We start from the raw sequence: 23731 nt of genomic DNA, 5'->3' as shown, positions 1-23731 counted from the left end.
GGAAAGCGTCGAGAACACCCGTTTCCGACGGCTGTCACATGAGTTCGCCGCCTGTGAAAGACGGCTGATCTCCTTCGCTTCGGGACCTTTAGGACAGCAATTGCACGATGCCGGATCCTGGCTACCTGGCGCACTTCACCGGCAGGTGGCGATCCCGTTACGGCGAGACCTGCACAACGGCCGGGCACCTCGGCCAAGACTGCGCGCGGCCGCCGGTGAGCTGATCGGTCGTCTGCCCCCGCTCGCCGACTGGTTGACCCTGATCGACACGCGCGAGCGCCTGCGCGCCGAACTCGGACCGGCACAGGCCGAAGCGCTGGCCGCCGAGCGGAGCCGGCTGAGCCTGCGTGCGGCAGACGAGAACTTACGACGGGCTGTGGCCTTGTCGAGTGTCGACCTGCTGCACGGCCTCGCCGACGTCGCCGATCCGCGCTACGGCGCCAAAGCCAGGAAGGCCGAGGCGAAGGTGCTGCGGTATGTGCTGCGCGCCGCCACGAAGACCAGTCCATGGTCGTGGTTCACCGCCGTCGGCTGGGGAACCTGGGACGAGCCTGGTGGCGACATCACCGGCGAACTCGACCTGGTCGCCCACGTCCTCCCCAATCAGACACTGGTCAGCACCCTGCTTCGCGCGCTGCTCGCCGAGCCGGGTCTCCGCTGGTCGTTGCCACACCGCCTCGCTCCCGCGGTACAGCTGGACGCGGAACGCTTCAGCTGCCTGCGCGACGACTTCGAGGTGAAGAGCAACTACGTCGCCGCTCGCGAACAGCGTGTCCGGCTTCCTCGCAACGCCACGCTCGACCTGGTGCTGGCCGACGTCCGAGCCGCCGGTGCACGGGGCCGCACCCTTCCGGAGCTGGCCACGGCGCTCGGCGAGCTGCTGCCGCCCGCCGCTTCCGGAGCACCGGTCCGCGCCTACCTCGACCGGCTCGCCGACGAACAGGTGCTGATCCCGATCTCCCCCGTCGATCCCCAGCTGCCCGATCCGCTGCCCGCACTGGCCGGCTGGCTGAGGGCGGCCGGCCGGGACGGCCAAGCCGCCCGCCTGCGCCGGATCCACCGCGCCGGGCTCGACGTCGCGTGTCTTCCGGCCGCGAGCCGTCCCGAGGCCATCCGCGACCTCGACGCCGAATGGACGGCGGTGTTCGCCGACCTCGGCGCTCCCCGCCCGGCGACGATGCCGCTCCGGGAAGACGTGCTGCTGCCCGCCAGGTTCCGGCTGGGCGCCGAGGTCGGCGCGGACATCCGCGAAGACCTGACCCGGCTCGCCCCGCTGACCGAACTGCTCAACGAGGGCGCGGTACTGCGCGCACTGGTGCGGCACCGGCTGCTGACCCGGTTCGGCCCCGGCGGACGCTGCCGGGTCGCCGACCTCGTGGCCGACGCCGCCCAGCTGTGGGACACCGCCATGGCGGTGGGTACGGACGGGATGGTCCGCCTCCCGCCGGGCGAGGCCCTGCCCGACGAGGTCGCCGATCTCGCCGCGCTGCGGCGGGAAGTCACCGCGACCGCGGGATCCGGCGGCGGGAAAGAGGTGTGGCTGTCCGACGATCTCATCGGACACGTGGCCGAATGCCTCCCGAGGTGGCTCTTGCGACGGCCCGCGTCGTACTCGCACTTCGTGCAGCCGTTCGGCGAAAACGGCAGGCGCGGCTGGTGCCTGAACTCGGTCAACAGCGGCTGGGGCCGGTTCACCACCCGGTTCCTCGACGTGTTCGGGCCTGGCCTGCGTGACGCTGTCGCCGTCAGGCTGAACCGGACGCTCGACGGTGAACGGACCGCGCAGTTCCGGCCGGTGAACGGGTTCAACGCCAACCTGCACCCGCTGCTCTTCGCCGACGAAGTGGGTGAGGACCCGGCGTGGTCGACCCTCATGGACCAGGACCTCGAGGTCGTGCACGATCCGGCGACCGACACCGTCCGGCTGTGTGTCGTCGCCACCGGCGCAGCGCTCAACGTGCTGTACATCGGTTTCCTGGTCCAGCTCGCGTTGCCGGACAGGGTCGCCCCGTACTACCTCGACCTCACCGCCGACCGGGCCGTCTTCTCCAGGATCGCACCGGTCGAAACGGCGACAACGGGGCGCCGCTCCGTCCAGAGCCGCGCCCGTCTCCGGTTCCGGGATCTCGTGCTCGCCAGGCGCACCTGGGACTTCGACGCCGAAGCGACCGCGGAATGGTTACGCACCCTCAAAACCGGCCCCACCGCGGCGGCGATGGCGCGCCGGCGTGCGGAGCTCGGCCTACCGGACGCCGTGTTCGTGTCGGGCGTCCGACGGCCGGCCGGTGCGACACCGGAGAGACCGCACCGGTACGGGGTGCCGCCGAAACCCCAGTTCGTGGACTTCGGGAACGCGCTGCACCTGCAGTGCCTGGCCAGACTACTGCACCAGCACGACGGGCCGGTCCAGGTCGAGGAGGCGCTGCCGGTGCCCGGCCTCGGTCGGACGACCGAGCTGGTGGTCGAAACCCATCGGAGAGGGATGTGACCGAGATGGCCGGAACCGTCCGGGACGTGGTCTGCCACTACCACGATCCCCTGCAAGCCCCGTTGCTGCGCGAGGCGGTGCTTCCCGCGCTCGCCACCTCGCCCGAGGTGACCGCGCACCTGGAACGCGGCTGGCTGCACGGCCCCCATCTGCGGATCAGGCTGTCCGGTCCGGCCGGGTCGGCCGAGCGGCTGGCCACCGCGCTGGAGCGGTATCTACGAGAACGTCCTTCTCACGCCGCACTGTCCGAAGTGGACCTTCAAGCGCTCGCGACCGCGGCAGGGCGAGCCGAACTCGTACCGCCGCCTTATGGACCGTTCCGTCCGGACAACAGCGTGCACATCGAGGATCCCGACCCCGCCACGCTGGCCAGATTCCCCGGCGGGCCCGCCACGGCGGCGGTCCGTGACCACCTGCTGGCACTGGGCGTTCCCGCCGTGGCGGCGACCGTCGCCGACGCGGGCGAGCACGCGGACCGGGCGGGTGCGCGGGTGCGGGCGGTGATGACCGTGTTGAGCGCGCACGCCGAGGCGAGTCCCGGCGGGCTAAACAAGCGCTACTTCTCCTACCAGTCCCACCTCGAAGCGCATCTGCACGTCACCGACGAGGACGGCCGGATCCGTGCCCGGCACGACACGCTGTGGGAGACACACGCGGACCGGGCCCGCCTGATCGTCCGGCACGCCGCCGACCCCGGCGAGCCGCTCGTGGCCGCCTGGCGTTCCTGGGGCGACGCGGCGAGAGCCGTCGCCGCGGCGGCGTACGACCGCGGCGAGCTCCGGTCCGCGGACGGGCGGGAGACGCAGGCCAGGGCGGCCGCCTTCGGTGATCCGATCACGGCCCGGACCTACCTGCGCGAGGACGTCAGCGAGTTCCATCGGCTGCTGGGTGAGGTCTGGAGCCCGGACACCGACGATCGCCGGGAATTCGAGATCGAGCGGTTCGTCATGAACATCCTGTATCTGCTGCTGGCCGTCTGTGACGTCCGGCCCGCCGAACGCTATCTCGCGGCGGCCTTGGTCTGCCGGGCGGTCGAATCGATCACCGGCCTGGACTGGCGGGCACGCATCGAGCGGGCGCGGCGCAAGCAACTCGCGGCGGGTCCCCGATGACCGCCGTACGGGAGTCGGTGCGCCGGTTGCGGCCGGGGGTCAGGACGACGCCCACGGCCGAGGGCCTGCTGTTCCGTGGTCCGCTGGGCACTTTCACCGCGAGCGGCGGCCCGGACCTCCCGGTTCTCTGGCACCGGATTTCCCCGGCCCTGGCCGGAGGGCTCAGCGCCGACGCCGTCGAATCCGCCTGCTCGACCGGCAAGGCGGGCCGGATCGTGCGCGGACTGCTCGACAGTCTCGACGAGCACGGCATGCTGCTGACGTCGCCCGCCGGATGGGTGGAGCACGCGATCCCGAGTCCCACGCCGGACTTCGCGGCTTGGCTCGAACAGGTGACGGTCGATCCGGCCGAGGCCTGGAACCGGTGTGTCACCAGCCGATTCACCGTCTTCGGCACCGGCCCGGTCGCCGAAACGGCCGCCTCCGCACTGGCCTTGAGCGGAATACCGAACCACCGTCGCGCCGGGGAGGATCCGAGGCTCGCCTTGGTACGGGCCGACGGATTCCAGGCTTTCGCGGGCGCGGACCGTCGGCTCGGGTTCGCCGGTCAGGCCGAGACAGACGACGGTGGCGCGATCGCCGACCGGCTCGGGCTCGGGACGTCCGCGCCGGAAAGCTCGGTCGCCGAACTGGTGGGTTCCCTTGTCGTACAACGGTTGCTGCGGCAGGTCGCGGATCCGCCCGGCCCTTGGCCCCGGGTCCTCGTCGTGCGGCCGGATCCGCTGCGCGCCACAACCCATCCTTGGCAGGCCGGGATCGCGACGTCACCCACGGACCTCACCACTGCGATGACCGCTCTCGACGCGCTGTGCGACCCCGAACTCGGCTCGCTGGCCGCGCCGGAGTTCACCACCTTGCGGCAGGTTCCGCTGGGCATGGCCGTCGCCGACGGGATACCCGCCTGGGGAACGACCATAGACGCGGCCCGGCTCGCGGCCGGGCTGGCCGCCGCCGAACGCCGGCTCGATCCGGACGGCGCCAGGGGCACCGCGGTCGGTGGCGACGAACTCCACGCCACCGGGATCGTCTGGCGTCGCGCGATGCTCGGCAGGACAACGCCTCTCGACGGCGACGAGTACCGGCCGGACCCGGACACCGCCGCGGCCCGCTGGCTGTCCACAGTGACCGTCCGATTCGGACTCGATGCCCGGTGCCGGGTCGCGCGCCCCGCGGACGGGGTCTTCGTCGCCGTCGTCACCGATGCGGCCGGAGTGCTGTCCCGGGCGGTGGAGGGAACGGGGGCGGACGCGGCGGCGCACGCCTGGCTGGGCGCGGCAGGCGCCGAACAGGCCCGCCGGTCCGGGCTGACTCCCCCGGCGGAACCCTTCCCTTCGTGCGGGGCGACGCTGCCGGTGGCCGGGCCCCGGCCGGAACTGTGGTCGCCGTCGAGGGACCACGAGCCGGAGTTCCAGCGCTGCCTGCGCCGGGCACTGCCGGACGTCCGGCCGCCGCGGCCCACCGAAGGAGCGGATGCACCCGGATTGGCCGCCGCACTGCGGGCGGCCGGGTTCGTCGCGCTCGATCCGGGGAGCACGCCATGACACCTGATCTCCGGGAAGCCGGGTCGTGCTCGGAGTGGCTGCGCGGCGCGCAGTCCGATCCGGCCGTCCGGATCGGACTCGCGGCGGAGCCCGTCCCCGGCGCCCTCATCGTGGTAACGCTGGACGAGTGGACCCGGTCAGGTCTCGAAGAGCTGGCCGCCGGCGTCACGGCGGCGGGCGCGCGGTTCCTGCCCGTGCGAGCCGACGGGGTCTTCACCGTCATCGGACCGGTCACCGGACCAGGTCTGGCCGGCTGTGTCCGGTGCGCGGAACTCGGCCGCTCCCACGCGCTGGATCTGCCCGCCGCTCCCGACACGACCTCGGGCGGCGTGCTTCCGCCCGCGTCGTTTCCCGCGCTGGCCGCGCTTGTCCGGCACCTGGCCGCGCACCCCGAGACCTCCCGGCTGTGGCAGCTCGACAACCGGGACGGCACGCTCACCCCACGCACCGTCCCGATCCGGCCGGGTTGTCCCGAATGCGCCCCGCTGCCCGCCGACGAACCGGGATCGGCCCGCTTCACTCCCTCGCCGAGACCGGTCCCCCGCGGGGTCTTCCGACAGGAAAACCGGCTCACCGCGGGCCCTTCCTTCGTGGAGGCGGCCTCTGATCCCTTCTTCGGGCCGGTGACGGCGCTGGGCCGCACGGACCGGTCGCCGATGCCGCTGGTCTCCGCCGCCACCGTGGTCGGCAAGGTGCGGGAATGGAGTTTCGGCAGGTCGGCCACCGTGGCCGATGCCGAGCGGGTGGCCGTGTTCGAGGCTCTGGAGCGCAGGCTCGCATTGCGCCCGCACGGCCGCCGCACCGTACTGCGGGCGTCATTCGCCGACCTCGGCCCGGACAGGGCGGTGGACCCGGTGTCGCTGGGCCTGCCGGATCCGGAGTTCACCGGCCTTTCGGACGCCTGCGTGCCGTACCGGCCGGATCTCCCGATCACCTGGGTCCACGGCTGGTCCATGACGGGGAAGCGGCCACTCGCGGTTCCTGAGCACTTCGCCTACTACGGCGTCCCCGCCCGGCCGGAGACACCACGGATCCTCGTCGGCAACAGCAACGGCAACGGACTGGGCAACAGTCTCGAAGAGGCCGCGCTGGCGGGGCTGCTCGAAGTCGTCGAGCGGGACGCCTTCCTGATGGCGTGGTACGCCAACGCGCCGCTGCGCCGGATCGCGCCGCCCGAGGGGGACGACCTCGCCGGCCATCTCACCGACGCGCTCGCCCGCATCGGTTACGAACTCCTGCTCTTCGACGCGACCACCGAGTTCGGGATCCCGGTCGTGCTGTCACTGGCCCGGCAGTGCTCCGTAGGTTCCCCGCTGCCCCAGGTCTACTTCTCCGCCGCGGCCCATCCGGATCCGCTCGTCGCGCTCAGGTCGGCGATCGTCGAAACGGCGGTCGGCGCGTTCCGCCGCGCCGATCGGCCCGCCCCGGACGCCGAGGAACGGCACCGGCTGGAGCGGATGCTCGAAGATCCGGCACGGGTCCGGCGGCTGGACGATCACATCGACCTGCACGGCCTGCCGTCGGCACGCAAGCTCCACGAGTTCCTGCTCGCGGATCCGACGGTGTCGAATCCGCTGCCCTACCGGGAAGTCCTGCCGGAACCACCGGAACCGGAGACGGATCTGACCCGGGTGCTGACCGGGCTGGTGGACCGGCTCGCCGCGCACGGCCTGGACACCGTGGTGGTGGATCAGACGGACGACTGGAGCCGCGGACTGGGCTTGCACGCGGTGAAGGTCGTGGTGCCGGGAACGCTCCGGCTGACTTTCGGGCACCTGCACCGCGCCACCGCGAACACTCCCCGCCTGCTGACCGTGCCGCCTCTGCTCGGCCGGGCACCGGCCGTCCTCACCCTCGCGGAGCTGCCCCGGCACCCGCATCCCTTCAACTGACCCGGAGTCCCGTATGACCCTCGTCGACAGCCGGTCCGCCTTGCTCGGTGTCCATCCCTTGCTGCGCGCGGACACGGTGCTGCTCCGTGATGCCAGGGGTGTGCTGCTGACCAGCGAACCCGAGAAGGCCCATCTCGACGGCGACGACGCCTACCGTCTCCTCAACCGGCTCCGCGGTCACCTGGACGGCACCCGGACGACGGCGGAGATCTGCGCCGGGCTGACCGTCGCCGCCCGCGACCGGATCTGCGCTCTGTTCGCCGAACTTCTCGAGTGCGGCTTTCTCCTCGACCTGGACCCGGGGGAACTGGAGCCCGACGTCCTGGCGCGGTTCCTCGACCAGATCCGTTACCTCGCGCATCTGACCGAAGAGCCGGCCCGCGCGTTCGGGAGGTTCCGGGCCGCGCGGATCCTGCTCACCGGCTCCGGTCCCGCACTGGCCGCCGCCGCGCTCGGGCTGGTGCGCAACGGCGCGGGCTCGGTGCTGATCGCGGCCGAAGACGGCCCGGAGTTCGATCTCGTCCGCGCCGAGGCCGATTCCGTGGTGCGGTGGGATCCGCGGGCCCGTCCCGACGACGGCTACGACCTGGTGCTGGCATGCGGTGACCGAGGACCGCTGCCCGCCGGACCCCGCACGGGCGCCATGCTGTCGCTCGCCGCCCGCGGCGATTGGGTGGTCCTCGGGCCCGCCGTACGAGCAGGAGAAGCGCTCAGCCTGTGCTGCGCGTGGGCGGCCGTCGGGCCCACCGACGCCCCGGCGGCCGCCGGGTACACGCCCGTGCTGGCGCGGTCCCTCGGCGCGACACTGGCGTTCGAGGCGTTCCGGCTGCTCACCGGAATCTCGGACGATGAAAACGTCGCCATCGTGCAGCACCTGCGCACGCTCCGCGCCGTCACTCACCCGGTCGCCGCCGGTTGTCCCACCTGCCGCCCGGACGCGAAGCGGCCGTCTTCGATCCCGGCCACCCCGGGGCCGCCGGATTTCCAGACCGTGCCCGACCGGCGGGGAACGACCGTCCGGGAGTACGCGGCCGCCGTCCACGCCGTGATCGCCGACCCGCTCCCGCCGACCGACCGGGTGGTGCGGTGGTCCGACCGTCCGGCGCTGTTCCCGTCCTTCACCGGCGGCCTGCTGCGGCCACTGCCCGAATCGCCACCGCCCGTCGCACGGCCGTTCGGTGAGCGCGGGGCCGGGACCCGGGCGCTCGACCTGGACACGCTGGCCTGGCTGCTTCGCGCCTCCTACGGTCCGCGAGGACGTCGTCTGCGGTTCGACTCCGCCCAGTCCAACGCCGGCTTCAGCCGCTATCCGCTGGCGAACTGGCACCGCGGCGCGGCAGGCGGCGGTGGCCTCTATCCCCTGCGGCTCTACCTGGTGGCGGGTCCGAACGGCGCGGTGGCGCCGGGGGTACACCACTATTCGACCGCGCAGCACGCCTTCGACCACATCAGGACCGGCGACCGGACCGAGGCGATCCGTGCCGCGGTCCGGCATCCGGACGCGGACCGCACCGACCAGTTCCTGGTGATCACGCTGCGGTTCTGGAACAACGCCTTCAAATACGCCAACTTCGCCTACCAGGTCGGCACCCTCGACGTCGGGGTCCTGCTCGGCACGATCGGCGCGCTGGCGGACGGGATCGACGTGCCGCTGAGGCATCTGCTGTGGTTCGACGACGAGGCGATCGGTTCCGTACTGGGACTGGACGTCGAGGACGAGGCAGTACTGGCCGTGATCCCGCTGCCATGGCGGTCCGGTAGCGGGAAGGCACCGGACCCGGTCCCCTCGCTGCCACCCGCCGAACCGGTGGAGATCTCCCGCACCGTGCAACGCTTTTCCTGGACTCAGGCAGTACACCGCACCACGCTGCTCTCCGGACAGCCACGCCCCGGTCCGGCCCTGCCCGAGTCGGCACCGGACACGCCCGGACGGTCTTCCGGCGACTCGGCGGACGTGCTGATGGACCGTCGCCGGTCCAGTTTCGGCGGGCTGACCACCGAGCAGCCGGTGCGACGGCCCGAACTGGACGAGGTGCTCGACCTCGTGCACCGCACCCGGCTGCACGCCGACGACCTCCGTGCCGAGGGCGCGGGCGGGTGGACGAACCTTTCTGTGCTGGTCACCCACGTCGACGGGCTGGCGCCCGGCGGATACCGGTACGACGGGCCCGGCGGCGGCCTGCGTGCGGCCGGGCCGGCCCCGTCGGCGGAGCGGTGGCGGGAAACCCTCGCCGCGATCACCAGGCGGACGCCGAACTACAGCCTGCAGCAGGCCGCGGCGGTGCTGGTGGTCTCCGGCGACCTGGACGACCTCGTCGACCGGTTCGGCCCGCGTGGACACCGGATCCTCAACGCCGCGGCCGGCCAGGTCGTGCAGTCGTGTTACCTGGCCGCCGCCGCGGTCAGGCTGGGCTGCGGCGCCATCCTCAGCCTCGATCACCTGGTGGTCGACGAGGCGCTGGGCTTCACCGGCACCGGCGAGCGCGCGTTGGTCTGTTTCCTGCTCGGGAGGGAGAACCGTGCCAACGCCGAATACCGCTGATCCCTGGCTCGCCCTGCACCTGCACCACCCGGGCAGTCCCGACGCGCTGCTGCGGGAAGCCGTGGCCCCACTGGTGCGGAGGCTACGGCTACGACGGCTCATCGTCGGCTGGTTCTTCATCCGGTATTGGGTGGAGGGCAGTCACGTCCGCCTCCGGTTGCGGCCCGCCGCCGGGGACACCGAGACGGTACGGCGGCTGAGCACTCGCTGGTTGAGCCGATACCTCGGCCGGAACCCGTCCGTGAAAGGCCTTTCCGCCGAGCTGCCGAGCCAGGAAGCCAGGCGGGCGATGTTCGTCGCCGAATACGGCGAGGCCGCCTGGGAGCTCGCCTACGGTGCGGCCGGGATGCCGGAGCGCGCCACGAACCGCTGCTATCCGGCGGAATACGTCCCGGAGTACGACCGCTACGGCGGTGTGGACGGCGTGGAACTGGCGGAATGGCACTTCGAGCGATCCAGTGACGCGGTGCTCGAAGTGCTCGACCGGCACCCGGCGAAGTCGGCCAGGCTCGGACTTTCGGTGCGGATGAGCGCGATCCTGTGCACCGCGTTCCTGAGCGACACCACGGAGCTGGCCGAATTCTTGGTCCGGTACCGGGATTCGTGGGAGCCACCGTCGTCACGGGAACGCCTGCACGAAATGTACGACGCCACCTACGCTCACTCGGCCGAGCAGCTCCGCCGCCTGGTCCGATCAGGTCCACAGTGGACAGAGTGGTCGGAGCACTGCCGTGAGCTGCGCGAGCGCGCCGGCGGTTCCGTCTCCCTGCTGTGGTCGTACCTGCACATGACGAACAACCGCCTCGGCGTGCACACCGTGGACGAGGCCTATGTCGCCCATCTGATCGCGGCCGCCTTGACGGACGGAAGGGAACGCCATGTCAGTGGACGCGCCTGAACACGCCGCGCTGGCCGTCACCGGACTGGTCAAACGCTACCGCCGAAGCGATCCGGCTCCCGCGGTGGACGGACTCGATTTCCGCGTACCGCCGGGCGAGGTCTTCGGTCTGCTCGGCCCCAACGGGGCGGGCAAGACCACCACGATCGGGGTGCTGACCACCCGGATCCGCCCGACCGCGGGGACGGTACTGCTCCACGGCGTCGACGTCGTCCGGTCGCCGAGTTCGGCGTGCCGGCTGTTCGCTGCGGTGTCGCAGCGCAACACCCTCGACCGGTCGCTGACGGTGCGGCAGAACCTGCTGTTCCACGCCAGGTACCACCGGGTGCCACGCGCGGAACGCAACCGGCGCGCCGTCGAACTGCTGGACGTGATGGGGCTGACCGGGGTGGCGGGCAAGCGGCTGGACCACCTCTCGGGCGGGCAGGCGCAGCGGATCATGATCGCCCGTGCGCTGATGCACCACCCGAGGGTGCTGTTCCTCGACGAGCCGTCGACCGGACTCGATCCGCAGGCCAGGCTGTTCGTGCACGAGCGGATCAGGGAACTGCGGGCGCGGGGCACGACGGTCCTGCTCACCACCCACGACATGGACGAGGCCGCGAAGCTCTGCGACCGGATCGGCATCGTCGACCACGGCCGGATGCTCACCATCGACACCCCGGAAGAACTGACCCGGTCGCTGCCGGTCACCCGGACCCTCGATCTGGCCGTGCGGTTCGGCGGCGACACCGACCCGGTGGTGGCCGCGCTGGCCACGCTGCCGGGGGTGCGCGAGGTCGAGCTCGCCGAGCGCAAGGCCGGCCTGGTCCGGCTGCGGGTTTTCGCCGATCGCGAGTCCGGCGAACTCTTGACGCCCGCACTGGACGTGATCGCCCGGTCCGGCGGCGCGGTCCAGGAGTTCGGGATCGGCAAGGTCAGCCTCGAAGACGTCTTCATCCGCATGACCGGACGGGATCTCCGATGACACGAACACTCGCCCCGGCGCGATCCCGGGCCGACCTCCCGGCGGTGTCGATCGGACGGCTCGAAGTCGTGACGGGCGCGCTGCACACCTTCGCGATGATGCTTCTGCGTGACGTCATCGTCACCGGACGGCAGCTCGGCTCCTTCGCCGCGCAGGTGCTCATCCAGCCGTTCTTCATGTTGTTCATCTTCGGCCACGTGCTGTCCGCCATGGGATTCGTGGCGCCCGGCTTCGCCCAGGTCCTGCTGCCGGGAATCGTCGCGCTCTCGGGATTCCTGACCGCGATCCAGGGCACCGCGTCCCCGCTGGTCGTCGACTTCTCCTGGACGAGGGAGATCGACGACCGGCTGCTGGCACCGGCACCGGTCGCGCTGGTGGCGATCGGGAAGATCGTGTTCGGCGCGCTTCGCGGCCTCGTGGCGGCCGTGGTGATGATCCCCATCGGCCTGCTCATGCTCGACGAGGTGCGCTGGAACCTCGCGGCCTGGCCGCTCACGATCGGGTTGCTCGCCCTCGGCTGCCTGAGCGGGGCCTCCCTCGGCCTCGTGATGGGGACGCTGGTTTCGCCGGGCCGGATCCAACTCGCCTTCGCGGTGGTCCTCACGCCGGTGATGTTCACCGGTTCCACCCAGTTCCCTTGGCACGGGCTGGGCGGGATGCGCTGGTACCAGGTGGTGTGCGCGCTCAACCCGTTGACCTATCTCAGCGAGGGCATGCGGGCGCATCTGTCGGTCTCCCGGATCCCGTCGATCCCGGTGGGAATCGACGTACTGTGCCTGCTGCTGTCGATTCTCGTGTTCGGCGCCATCGGGATCTGGGGTTTCACCAGGCGCGCCAGGGACTGAGCAGACGCCGAGGAGGGCCGCCGGAGTCCGGATGGGACACTCATGGGGTGATCACCCGGCTGCGGTCCTGTTGGTCCGCGATCCGGTTCCTGGCCATCGGCGCGGCCACTTCGATGCTCTCCTGGTTCGTCCTCGTCGGCATGCTGTTCGTGCTGCTGATGTGCCCGTTCGGGGTCGGGATCCCGGCGGTGCCGCACGCGCTCAAGCTGATCAGGTATCCGGTCAACTTCGAACGCCGTCGCGCGGCCCGCCTCCTGGACGAGCCGATACCGGAGCCGTACCGCTCCGGGAACCCGGTGACCGATCCGGCGTCGCGGCGGGATCTGACGTGGCTCGTCTTCCACGCCGCCACCGGTTTCATCATCGGCATCTTCGCCATCGCTTTCCCGCTCGCTGGGCTCAAGCAGGTCATCGCGGCGTTCGTCTGGCCGACCGTGCCCGGTGGGATCGAAAGTTCGCTCGGCTTCGTGGTGACGTCCTGGCCGCTCGCGGCACTCGGCGCGGTCACCGGCGTAGGCATGATCGCGCTGATGTTCCTGTACCCCAGGCTGGCGCGGTGGCAGGCCGTCATCGCCCGGAAGCTGCTCGCGCCCGCGCCCGGGGTCGTGCTGACCGACCGCGTCGTCGAACTGGCCGCGTCCCGCGCCGCCGCGCTGGAGGCGCACGGTGCCGAACTCCGCCGTCTCGAACGCGATCTCCACGACGGGACGCAGGCGAGGATCGCCGCCGTGGTGCTGCAGCTGGGGATCGCCGACTCGCTCTTCGAGAAGAACCCGGAAAAGGCCCGGGAGCTGCTGGGCAAGGCGCAGGACACGGCGACCGGCGCGCTGGCCGAACTGCGGACCGTCGTACGGAGCATCTATCCGCCCCTGCTGACCGACCGGGGTCTCGACGGCGCCGTCACCGCGCTCGCCGACCGCTGCCCCGTTCCGTGCACTGTGGACGTTCGCAGCGCCGGCCGCCGTCCCGCCGCCGTCGAGGCCGCCGCGTACTTCGTCGTCGCCGAAATGCTGACCAACATCACCAAGCATTCCGGCGCCGAGCACGCCTGGATCACCCTCGACGGCACGGCCGACACCCTGCTCATCGAGATCCGCGACGACGGCCACGGCGGTGCCGACGAATCCGGCGGCAGCGGCCTGTCCGGGATCCGCAAACGCGCCGAAGCCTTCGACGGGACCGTGAAGTTGTCCAGCCCGGCCGGCGGGCCGACCGTAGTGAAAGTGGAGTTGCCATGCGGGTCGTGATCGTCGAGGACGACGCGCTGCTGCGCGAAGGCCTGGTCCTGCTGCTGAACACCTCGGGCATCGACGTCATCGCGGCGATGGACGATGTGGACGAGTTCCTCGAACTGGTCGCCAAGGACCGGCCCGACGCGGTGATCACCGATGTCCGGCTACCGCCGACGCATACCGACGAAGGCCTCCGTGCCGCCGTCAAGGCCCGGAAGATGCATCCCGGACTGCCCGTGCTGGTGCTGTCCGCCCACGTCGAAACCGGCTACGCGGCCGAACTCCTCGCCGACGGCAAGGGCGCCGTCGGGTACCTGCTCAAGGAGCGGGTCGGCAAGGTCGAGAAGTTCCTCGACGCGCTGGACCGGGTCGTCAAGGGCGGCACGGCCATGGACCCCGAGGTGATCACCCAGCTGATGGCGCATCGCCGGGCGACCGACCCGCTCGAAGCGCTGACCGCGCGGGAGCGCGAGGTGCTCGGGCTGATGGCCGAGGGGTACAACAACACGACCATCGCCGAACTTCTGGTGGTGAGCGACGGGGCGGTGCACAAGCACATCCGGAACATCTTCGCGAAACTCGGGTTGCCGGAGGACAGCGGGCACCGGCGGGTGCTGGCCGTGCTGGCTTACTTGAGCGGGAAGAACTGATCGCGTTCAGTCCTCTGGATTCGGTGGGCCGCGGGGGTAGCGCCAGCACCACCTCGTGGACGGGGGTCACTCCCCTGTCAGGCCACCCCGCCGATCTCTAACGTCTTTCCCATGAACGACACCAAAAAGGCAAGCGGCGTACTGGTCACCACCTCACTCTGGCTCGTCCTCCTCGTCAGTGCGGCCGCGAACGGGATCGGCCAGTTCGCGGGGATGGACTACACCCTCCGGATGATCGCGGGCGCCGTCGCGATCATCTGCATCGTGCTCTTGATCCTCCGCGCCGTGGCGCGGCGCAAAGCCTGAACCGACGGTTCTGTCAGGGCTTCGCGGCGTCTCCGATCTCAAAGGTGTCGGGTCGACGAGAGCGCGAGTTGTCACTCAGGGTGAGGGGTGGGTGGAAATAGGGACGTTCACTGTCCCTATTTCCACACACCCCTCCTGGCTCGCTGCCGTGAAGGCCCCCTTACCTACCTTCAAGGTAGTGAAGGAGGCCTTCACGGACTGGCGTCAGTCACGAGATTCCCGTGAGCGATAAAGAGGGTTAGGGCGGACCGTTGAGTGTCCGGATTCCCACATCGTCGCGCGGATCGTGCCCGTCGTGCCCGAATTCCTCGCCAACGAGACCGAGCGTGGAGGATTAAGGACGTTCACCGTCCCAAATCCTCCACACACGACATCAGCCGCCCCAATGGGTAGGCGGATACGAGTCCGTCAGAGCCCTCATCACCACTCACGACCCATCTGCGCCGAGAACGTCAGCCAGCCGCTCAGCCGTTGGACACCTTCGGCGTCGCGCGTACGCCGTAGTGCATGTACGGCTCACCGGTCGGCAACGTGTAGAAGGTGACCGGCATCCATGTCCGCGCCCCCGGCTCACGGCAGACGAAAAGCGAATCCGTCACCGGGACCAGGTCGAACTCCATCGTCTTCTCCGGCGTGAGTTCGGCCAGCGGTCCCGTGGCGGTCTGCCGAAGCCGGATTCCGTCTCCCTCGGACAGAACCTCCATCAGCACGCCGGCCCGTTCGTAGACGCCGACGTGCCTCGAAGCGTCGACGGTGACCGGCGTCGCGGGTGGTTCGAGCGGTCGCGGCATGGCCACGTCCGCCAGTTCGGCGAAGATCTCCCGGTACAGCTCCATGTACAGGTCGCGGGTGTTGCCGCCGTTGGTGAGCAGGGTGACGGCGAGTCCTTGATCTGGCAGCAACCGCAGGAACGCCGACTGCCCAATCGTGTTGCCGTCGTGGCCGATGACCCGCCGCCCGCTCCACTCGTCACGGATCCAGCCGAGCCCCCATGAGTCACCGAGCGAGTGCTTGTCGGGGATGTCGGTCTGCTTCTCGGCCATGGCGGTGGCGGACGCCGTCGTCAGGATCCGCTCGCCCGACGAGGTGAGACCGCCGGTCAGGTGCAGCCGGGCGAACTTGAGCACGTCCTTGGTCGTGGCGGTGATCAGACCGGCGGGTCCCATGTCCCGGGGCAGGCCCCAGATGGGCGCGGGCTTCGGGGCTTCGTCTCCCTCGGCGACGTGACCGACGGCCGCGCGGAACATCAGTGCTTCCTCGGGCAGGGTCACGGTGTGGGTGAGGCCGAGCGGAGCGAACAGCTTCTCCCGCATCGCGGCGTCCCAGGTCAGCCCGGTGAGTTTCTCGATCACCCTGCCCATGAGCACGAAACCCGAGTTGCAGTAGGAGAAGGTCACTCCGAGCGGATGGTTCTGCCCGGCCTGGTCGAGGATTTCGACGTAGCGTTCGAGGCAGTCGTCCCCGCGGCCGGTGTCGGTGAAGACGTCGCCGTCGATCCCGCTGGTGTGCGTCAGCAGATGCCGCATGGTCACCTGCTTCGCGACGTCCGGGTCGGTCAGCCGCAGTTCGGGGACGACGTCGGAGATCGGGGCGTCCAGATCGAGGAGCCCGTCGTCGACCAGTTGCATCACCACGGTCGCGGTCCACACCTTCGACACCGACCCGATCTGGAACACCGAGTCCTCGGTGACCTCGACCCCGGTCGCCGTGTTCAGCACGCCGTAGGTGACGTGAGCCTCCGCGTCATCGCCGACCCGCGTGATGCCCAGGGCCGCACCGGGGACGCGGTACTTGCGCGCCAGTTCGGCGAGGCGCCGCCGCCAGTGCGCCGCGTCGATCGGTACCCGCGACACCCCGTCCGCCGGCGCCGCGTACTGCTCGACCCATTCGAAGACCCGGCGGTTGAAGTCGAGGCGGTGCGAAGGCGGGCCGTCGAGAATGAACAGGTGCGAGCCACCCGGGTACAGCACCAGCCGGGACGGGACACCGCGCGCACGCAGGGCGCCGAACCACTGCTCGGCCTGACCGACCGGACACCGCTCGTCCTCCGCGCCCTGTATCAGCAGCGTCGGCGTCCGGACCGCCGTGACCTGGGCGAAAGGGGAGAGCTGTTCGTAGTTCTTGCCCCCGAGTTCACGGACGGCCAGGTAGTGCCCGGCGTCGGAAGTTCCCTCCATGCTGGTCAGATCGCTGACCACCCCACCGGCGACGGCGGCGACGAAACGGTGGTCGCGGCTGGTCAGGTAGCAGGTCATGAACCCGCCGTAGCTGTAACCCGCGACGGCCAGCCGATCCGCGTCGGCGATCCCCTCGGCGACCAGCTGATCCAGCGGTTCGAGGAAGTCACGGGAGTCGGCGAGACCCCACTCGCCGACGGCGCCCGTGAAGAAGTCTTCGCCGTAGCCGTCGCTGCCACGCGGGTTGAGCAGCAGCACCGCCCAGCCCCGCGCGGCGAGTGCCTGGTGGTAGAGGTGGATCGAGTCGGCCGCGCCGTTCCAGGCGTTGTGCGGGCCACCGTGGATGTCGAGCAGCAGCGGCGCGGCTCCGGTCCTCGCCGGGTCGCGCAGCAGCCAGCCGTGGACGACGGTGCCGTCACCGATGGTGAATTCCCGTTCCTCGTGACGGAAGAATTCGACGTCGTCGACCGAGGCGCCGTGCCGGGTACGTACGTCGACGGTGCCGGTGGCCGGGTCGACGACCGCGATCTCGCCGAAGGAGGTGTTCGTGGCGAGGACGACCACCACCCGGCCGCCCGCACTGTCCATTCCGGACACGACGCGGTCCGCACCCGCGAGGACGGCGTGCGGGGTTCCGCCATCGGTGTCCACTTCGTACAGATGGGTACAGCCGCGATCGCGGAGACCGAACAGCACCGAACCGCCGTCTTCGGTCAGTTTCGGGAACGCGCCCGGATAGCCGGCGCCACCGGCCATCACGTTGCGGTCGAGGGAGGCCGTCAGGTCGACCGGGTCCCCGCCGTCGAGCGGAACCCGCAGCAGGCCGAGGTGGCCGACTTCGGTGTCACTCCTGCCGACCACCAGGAGCGCGCGGCCATCGGCGGTCCAGGTGACCGGACCCGCCATGCCGTCACCGGAACCGATCAGCCGCGGCTCGGAAGTCTTCAGGGTGACGTCGAGAACGTAGGCCCCGGATCGGAAGGTCAGGTCCGCGTCGGCGTCGCGTCCGGCGGAGAACGCCAGCTGAGTGCCATCGGGCGACCAGGTCGGGTCACCGGCGTGCCAATCGCCGAAGGTGACCTGCCGGACTTCCTTCGTGGCGACGTCGAGGACGTGCAGATGCTTGCGGATGGTCTTGATCAGCCCGGCGCCGTCGGCCTTGAAGTCGAGCCGCTCCGCCACCACCGGGGCGTTCGACGCGGGTTCACCGCCCGCGAGATCGACCGCCGCCGAGAACGCGATCTTGCCGCCGTCCGGGCTCCACACCGGAGCGCCCGCGCCGAGCGGGAGTTCGGTGATCCGCTCGGCCTCCCCGCCCGACGACGGCAGGAACCACACCTGCGGCGGACCCTCCTGTGCCCGCAGGAACGCGATCCGCGAGCCGTCCGGCGCCCACGCCGGTGCGACGTCGGCGGTTCCGCGGGTGAGCTGCCGGGCCTCTCCCGTGGTGGCGCCGACCTCCCAGAGCGTGTCCACGTTCCGGTCCTCGTCGCGGTCCGCGGTGCGCACGACGTACACGATCCGGTCGCCGTCCGGGGACAGCGAAGGTTGACTCGGGACGGCGATCGCGTACAGGTCGTCGAGTTCGAGACGTCGGGTCATGATGCGCTGGCTCCTCGGGAGATGGCGGGCTGGTGGCTTTCGGTTTCGCTGAAGTGGCAGGCCGCCGAATGACGTCGGTGTGCCGCGTCGTCGGCGGGGTCCCGCTGAAGGCAGACCTCGCGGTCGGCGCGCACGAGCGGCCCGATCGGGCATCGCGTGTGGTAGCGGCAGCCGCTCGGCGGGTGGTGCGGGTCGGCGGGTTCGACGTCGGCGGTCGCCTCGTCCGTACCGATGTCGAACAGGGAGGTGTGCGCGGACGGCGCCGCGGCGAGCAGGTCACGCGTGTAGGGATGCTGCGGATCGCCGAGCACCTGCTCCGCCGGGCCTGCTTCGACGATCCGGCCGAGGTGCATCACGGCGACGATGTCGCTGAGATAGCGCACGACGGCGAGGTTGTGGGAGATGAACAGCATCGACAGGCCGAGCCGTCGTTGCACGTCCCGGACGAGGTTGAGCACCGCGCCCTGCACCGAGACGTCGAGCGCGGAGGTGATCTCGTCCGCGATCAGCACCTCCGGCCGTCCGGCCAGCGCGCGGGCGAGCGCCACCCGCTGCCGTTGCCCGCCGGAAAGCTGCCCCGGCAGGTGGCCGGCGCGATCCGGATCAAGGTTGACCAGTTCCAGCAGCCGGGCGACCTCGTCCCGGCGGGCGGCGCGGCCGGCAAGAACGCCGGGCGGCATCGCTTCGGTGATCGACTCCCCGATGCTCATCCGAGGGTCCAAAGAGGAATACGGGTCCTGGAACACCATCTGCAGCGGACGACGGCGGGGTAGCTTGCGGACGTCGACTCCGCCGAGCAGGACCCGTCCGGAGGTGACCGGCGAGAGCCCGACGGCGGCGCGGGCCAGCGTCGATTTCCCCGACCCCGATTCACCGACGAGCCCGACGACCTGTCCGGAAGGGACGGTCAGCCCGACCTGGTCGACCGCGGTGAGACCGCGTCGCCCGCCGTACCGCACGCTCACCGAGTCGAAGATGAGGTCGCTCATTCCGCACCTCCGGCGGTCACGGTTTCCTTGGCGGGCCGGGCAGGCGACGTTTCGTGCGGATGCCAGCAGGCGACGCGGTGCTCGGACGTCAGCCGCTCCAGTACCGGGTCTTCGAGGCGGCACCGATCGGTCGCCGCGGGGCACCGGTCGGCGAAGGCGCAGCCGGTGGGCACGCGATCCGGTTCCGGCGGGCGGCCGGGGATCACCGCGAGCGGCGCGTCGCGATCGGTCTCGAGGTCGAGTGTCGCGGCCAGCAGTGCCCTCGTGTACGGATGCCGTGGCGTTCCGGCCGACGGCAGGTCCTCCACCACCCGGCCCGCGTACATGACCAGCATCCGCTCACAGGTCTGCGAAACGACCGCGATGTCGTGGCTGATCAGGATGATCGCCGTATTCCGTTCGGCCCTGGTCCGCGCCAGCAGCCGCAGCAGCTGCCGCTGGACGGTGACGTCCAGCGCCGTGGTCGGTTCGTCGGCGATGATCAGCCGCGGGTCGCCCATCAAGCCCATGCCGATCATCGCGCGCTGCCGCATCCCGCCGGAGAATTCGTGCGGGTACTGCCGGGCGCGCCGTTCGGCGGCGGGGATCCGCACCGCGCGCAGCCGGTCCACGGCCCGCGCGAACGCCTTGGCACGGGGCAGCCCCTGGTGCTGTTCGGCCACTTCGGCCAGTTGACGGCCGATTCGCCTGGTCGGGTTGAACGACGTCATCGGGTCCTGGAACACCATCGCCAGCGACGTGCCGAGCAGACCGCGCAGCTCCCGTTCCGGTGTGGTCAGCAATGGTTTCCCGGCGAAGTCGAGCCGGTCCGCGGTGACCACGGCCGGTGCTTCGACCAGCCGTGACACCGCGAGGCCGGTCAGGCTCTTCCCCGAGCCCGACTCGCCGACGACGCCGATCGCCTCGCCGGCCCGGACGGTGAAGCTCACCCCGCGCACCGGAACGGTCCAGCCCGCCGGGCGGGGGAAGGCGACCTGGAGGTTCTCCACCACCAGCACGGCATCGTCGTCGCGTTCCCGCCCGCGCTCCTCCCGGGCCGGGGGCACCGGCCGCGGCGCGAGCTTCCGCGATCCGGTGCGGACGCCGATCACCCCGGCGACGGTCTCCCCCACCAAGTTGAAGGCGAGTCCGGCCAGTACCACCGCGACCCCAGGCGCCAGCGCGGCCGCCGGGTTGACGTAGATCCCGTTGAGCCCTTCACCGAGCAGCCGTCCCCAGTCGTATTCCGGTGCCTGCACCCCGATCCCGAGGAACGACAGCCCCGAAAACGCGAGCAGCGAGGAACCGGCGCCGATGGTCGCGTTCACCACCAGCGGTTCGCCGATATTGGGCAGGATGTGCCGGACCAGCAGGCGGATCCTCCCGACTCCGGAGATCCGCGCGGCGGACACGAAGTCCTGCCCCGCCACGGAAGCCGACAGGGTCTGGGCCAGCCGCGCGAACGCGGGCGCCAGCGCGAAGCCGACAGCCAGCACCGCGCCGTGGGTTCCGACACCGAAGATGACGGAGAAGAACAACACCAGCAGCAGCCCGGGGAAGGCAACCGCGATGTTCACCGCGGAGGTGACCAGCCGCGCGGCCGGACGCGGCAGCAGCGAAGGCAGCGTGCCGAGGACGAGCCCCGACGCCACCCCGATCACCGTCGCGAGTACCGCCAGCAGCACCGACAGCCGGGTCGCCACCAGTACCCGGAACAGGATGTCGCGCCCGAGGTCGTCGGTCCCCAGCCAGTGCTCCGCCGACGGTCCTTGGCCGATCGCCGCGATGTCGACCTCGAAGGCGTTGTCGTGCCACAGGATCGGGGCCAGCACCGCGAGCGCGACCACCAGTACCAGCAAGGCCGCCGCGAACGCGCCGACCGGGGTGCGCAGGGCCGCGACCCATTTCGCGCGCCGATTCACCATTTCAGCTCTCCCGGATCGTCGAACGCGGGTCGAGGACGGCCAGCAGCACGTCCACCGTCAGATTCACCAGCAGGACACCGATGCCGTAGACGAGCACGATTCCCTGCACCAGGGGGTAGTCCTTCTGCAGGATCGACTGCGCGATGGTCGAACCGAGACCGGGCCAGGCGAACACGTTCTCCACCAGCACCGTCCCGGCGACCATGCCGGTCAGCATCAGCCCGCCCATGGTGAGCGTCGCGGTCAGCGCGTTCGGCAGCGCGTGGCGGAGGTAGACCAGCCGGGCAGGCAATCGTTTCGCCCGCGCGGTGCGGATGAAGTCGTTGCCCAGCACCGAAAGTGTCTCCACTCGCACGATGCGGGAGAGCACCGACGCCGGGCCGAGCGCCAGCGCGATCACCGGGAGCACGAGCGAACCCGAGCCCTCGCTGCCCGCCACGGGGAACCAGCCGAGCCGGACCGCGAAGAACGCGACCAGCGCGACCGCGATCAGGAACTCCGGAATCGCCGCGAACAGCACGGTCGTGGTGGTGAAGGCCAGTTCACCACCACGACGGCGGCCACCGCGGGTCAGCACGGCGAACAGCACCCCCAGCGGGATCGCCACGGCGACGACCACCGCGAACGCGGGCAGCGCCAGCTGCAGGGTGGCGGGCAGCCGGTCCCCGATCACCTCGGAGACCGGCTGCCCGCTCGTCATCGACGTCCCGAAATCACCGGAGAACAAACCGCCGAGGTAGTGGAAGTACTGCAGCCACAGCGGATCGTCGAGGCCGAGGGCCTCCCGCCGCGCGTTCACCAGCTCCACCGGAGCGGTCAGGCCGAGCGCCGCTCGCACCGGGTCGCCGGGGATCAGCTGAATCATCAGGAACGCCGTGGTGACCAAGACCCACAGCGAAACCGCGAACCTGCCGAGCCGCCGCACCGCGAACGAGAGCCAGGGACCGCCGCGCAACCCCGTTGGGGCGAGCACGGCCGTCATCAGCTGTACATCCGGATCGACGACGGCTCGATCGAACCGAAGTTGATCGCGAACCGGGCGTCGCTGCCGAAGGTCGGGATGACCGAGTTGACGTACGGCACCACGTCCAGTCGCTCGATGAGCGCCGATTCCGCCGCGAGCCAGGTCGCGCAGCCGGAGTCGCCCGCCATCTTGGCCGCCTGGGCGGCCTGCGCCTGGTACCGCTCGTTCTCGATATGCGCGAAGTTCGTGCCGGCGGGCGGTTTCGGCCCGGAGACGAAGGTGACGGCCTGGCTCGGCAGCAACAGGGTCACCGGCGCCATCGAGATGTCCCAATCACCGGTGTTGAAGAGCACCTGGTTGGTCCCAGGGCTGTCGACGCCTTTGAGCGTGACTTCCGCACCGATGGCCTTCCAGGACTGCTGCATCAGTTCCGCGGTGGGTGCCATCGTCGGCCCCAGCTGGGTGCCGTAGATGGCGGTGAGCGCGAGCCGCTTGCCGTCCTTGACACGCACGCCGTCCGCCCCCGGCGTCCAGCCTGCCTTGTCGAGGGCCGATTTGGCCGCGGCGACGTCGAACCCCGGCAGCTTGCCGCTCACCGAATCCCCGGCACACGGCCTCGGCTCGGTGGTGACCATGCCTTGGGCGGGCGCCCCGCTCCCGCTGGTCAGCACCTTGCCGATCTGAGCGAGGTCGAGCGCCTGCACCAGGGCGCGACGGACCGCTTGATCCCCGCCCGCCCGGCCGGGCGCCTGGTTGAAGAACAGCTCGCCCATCGGGACGACCTGGTCGCCGTGGTACAGGTTCTGGGCGCGGAGGCGCTGCTGGTCCTGACCGGTGATCCTGGCGGCGTTAAGTTCGCGGGACAGCAACAGATTCGCGGCGGTCGTGGTGTTCTGGACCACCCGGAAGACGACCTTGTCCGGCAAGCCCGGCTGGTCACCCCGCCAGTCCCCCGGCCCCCACGCGTAGTCCTTCCGCCGGGTGAGGGTGTAGTGGTCGTTCGGCACGGCTTCGGTCATGGTGAACATGCCGTTGCCGTGCTTTCCCTTGGCCAGTCCCGAACGGTCGACCACGCCCTTGCCGCAGACGATCGGCAAACCGCCGATGTTGCGGAGCAGGAACGCGTCCGGCGCGCCGCTCGCGAGAGTGATCGTCCGCGCCGCGTCGTTCGCGGTCGCCTTGGTTCCCGGCGCGACCGCGAGCCCGGACATCGGGGACTTGTTGGCGGGGTCACCGGCGAAGTCGATGTTCGCCGCCACGTCGCTCGCGGTCAGCGGGCTGCCGTCGTCGCAGGTGATCCCGTTCCGCAGGGTGAAGGAGGCCGTGGTCGTGGTGGCCTCCCATTTCTCGGCGAGGCCGGCGATCGGCTTGCCCGTCTCGTCGAGATTGATCAGGCTGTCGTACAGGAAACGGCCCATCTCGAGGGCGACCGAGAGCACGGTCATCGCCGGATCCAGCGCTCCCGGATCGGTGCCGATCGCCATGGTGAAGGTCTTGCCGTCGGTCAGTTTCTGGTTCGCGGTCCGGTCCTGTCCGGATTGCGACGTCCCCCCGCACGCGCTCACGGTCAAGGCCACCACGCTCGCGATCGCGGCGGTGAGCCGGGCATTCTTCATGGGGTT

At 70.6% G+C, this 23731-nt stretch carries 16 protein-coding genes; 11 read left to right on the top strand and 5 right to left on the bottom strand.

Going from position 1 to position 23731, the window contains the following annotated elements:
• Window positions 1-145 precede the first annotated feature (145 nt).
• From ACZ7KI_RS28005 to ACZ7KI_RS27955, 11 genes are all read left to right on the top strand, one after another.
• Entirely contained in the window at window positions 146-2488 is a 2343-nt protein-coding gene (locus ACZ7KI_RS28005) for a lantibiotic dehydratase (protein WP_470276046.1), read from the top strand.
• The gene (locus ACZ7KI_RS28000; RefSeq protein WP_470276045.1) at window positions 2485-3600 is read left to right on the top strand and encodes a lantibiotic dehydratase C-terminal domain-containing protein; all 1116 of its coding nucleotides are present in this window, start codon (window positions 2485-2487) and stop codon (window positions 3598-3600) included. The genes ACZ7KI_RS28005 and ACZ7KI_RS28000 overlap by 4 nt, the downstream gene beginning before the upstream one ends.
• Complete coding sequence (locus ACZ7KI_RS27995; RefSeq protein WP_470276044.1) at window positions 3597-5141, top strand: hypothetical protein; 1545 nt, start codon at window positions 3597-3599, stop codon at window positions 5139-5141. The genes ACZ7KI_RS28000 and ACZ7KI_RS27995 overlap by 4 nt, the downstream gene beginning before the upstream one ends.
• Window positions 5138-7033 carry a TOMM precursor leader peptide-binding protein gene (locus ACZ7KI_RS27990; protein WP_470276043.1) on the top strand — a complete coding sequence of 632 codons (1896 nt, stop codon included), beginning with the start codon at window positions 5138-5140 and terminating at the stop codon, window positions 7031-7033. The genes ACZ7KI_RS27995 and ACZ7KI_RS27990 overlap by 4 nt, the downstream gene beginning before the upstream one ends.
• Before the next feature lie 13 nt (window positions 7034-7046).
• Entirely contained in the window at window positions 7047-9575 is a 2529-nt protein-coding gene (locus tag ACZ7KI_RS27985; protein WP_470276042.1) for a nitroreductase family protein, read from the top strand.
• On the top strand, window positions 9553-10473 hold the full coding sequence (locus ACZ7KI_RS27980) for a thiopeptide-type bacteriocin biosynthesis protein (protein ID WP_470276041.1): 921 nt from the start codon (window positions 9553-9555) through the stop codon (window positions 10471-10473). Before ACZ7KI_RS27985 ends, ACZ7KI_RS27980 begins: the two co-directional genes overlap by 23 nt.
• Complete coding sequence (locus tag ACZ7KI_RS27975; RefSeq protein WP_470276040.1) at window positions 10454-11440, top strand: ABC transporter ATP-binding protein; 987 nt, start codon at window positions 10454-10456, stop codon at window positions 11438-11440. The genes ACZ7KI_RS27980 and ACZ7KI_RS27975 overlap by 20 nt, the downstream gene beginning before the upstream one ends.
• The gene (locus ACZ7KI_RS27970) at window positions 11437-12285 is read left to right on the top strand and encodes an ABC transporter permease (protein WP_470276039.1); all 849 of its coding nucleotides are present in this window, start codon (window positions 11437-11439) and stop codon (window positions 12283-12285) included. Before ACZ7KI_RS27975 ends, ACZ7KI_RS27970 begins: the two co-directional genes overlap by 4 nt.
• A gap of 47 nt (window positions 12286-12332) precedes the next feature.
• A complete protein-coding gene (locus ACZ7KI_RS27965; RefSeq protein WP_470276038.1) occupies window positions 12333-13532 on the top strand; it encodes a sensor histidine kinase in 1200 nt (399 codons plus the stop codon).
• Window positions 13520-14167, top strand: a complete 648-nt coding sequence (locus tag ACZ7KI_RS27960) for a response regulator (protein ID WP_044856432.1) — start codon at window positions 13520-13522, stop codon at window positions 14165-14167. Before ACZ7KI_RS27965 ends, ACZ7KI_RS27960 begins: the two co-directional genes overlap by 13 nt.
• Before the next feature lie 111 nt (window positions 14168-14278).
• Entirely contained in the window at window positions 14279-14473 is a 195-nt protein-coding gene (locus tag ACZ7KI_RS27955) for a hypothetical protein (RefSeq protein ID WP_470276037.1), read from the top strand.
• Window positions 14474-14937: 464 nt separating this feature from the next.
• Here ACZ7KI_RS27955 and ACZ7KI_RS27950 read toward each other — a convergent pair whose 3' ends face one another.
• Genes ACZ7KI_RS27950 through ACZ7KI_RS27930 form a run of 5 tightly spaced genes read right to left on the bottom strand, consistent with a single transcriptional unit; the run spans window position 14938 to window position 23725 of the window.
• Complete coding sequence (locus tag ACZ7KI_RS27950) at window positions 14938-18252, bottom strand: serine hydrolase (RefSeq protein ID WP_470276036.1); 3315 nt, start codon at window positions 18250-18252, stop codon at window positions 14938-14940.
• Window positions 18249-19241 (bottom strand): ABC transporter ATP-binding protein, encoded by a 993-nt coding sequence (locus ACZ7KI_RS27945; protein ID WP_470276035.1) that lies wholly within the window; start codon window positions 19239-19241, stop codon window positions 18249-18251. The genes ACZ7KI_RS27950 and ACZ7KI_RS27945 overlap by 4 nt, the downstream gene beginning before the upstream one ends.
• Window positions 19238-21145, bottom strand: a complete 1908-nt coding sequence (locus ACZ7KI_RS27940) for a dipeptide/oligopeptide/nickel ABC transporter permease/ATP-binding protein (protein ID WP_470276034.1) — start codon at window positions 21143-21145, stop codon at window positions 19238-19240. Before ACZ7KI_RS27940 ends, ACZ7KI_RS27945 begins: the two co-directional genes overlap by 4 nt.
• A gap of 1 nt (window position 21146) precedes the next feature.
• Complete coding sequence (locus ACZ7KI_RS27935) at window positions 21147-22127, bottom strand: ABC transporter permease (protein WP_470276033.1); 981 nt, start codon at window positions 22125-22127, stop codon at window positions 21147-21149.
• Window positions 22127-23725, bottom strand: coding sequence for an ABC transporter substrate-binding protein (locus ACZ7KI_RS27930; protein ID WP_470276032.1), 1599 nt, complete (start codon window positions 23723-23725; stop codon window positions 22127-22129). The genes ACZ7KI_RS27935 and ACZ7KI_RS27930 overlap by 1 nt, the downstream gene beginning before the upstream one ends.
• Window positions 23726-23731: the final 6 nt, after the last annotated feature.

This window comes from Amycolatopsis sp. NPDC039088 (genome assembly GCF_055598845.1).
This window is presented reverse-complemented; position numbering and strand designations above follow the sequence as displayed.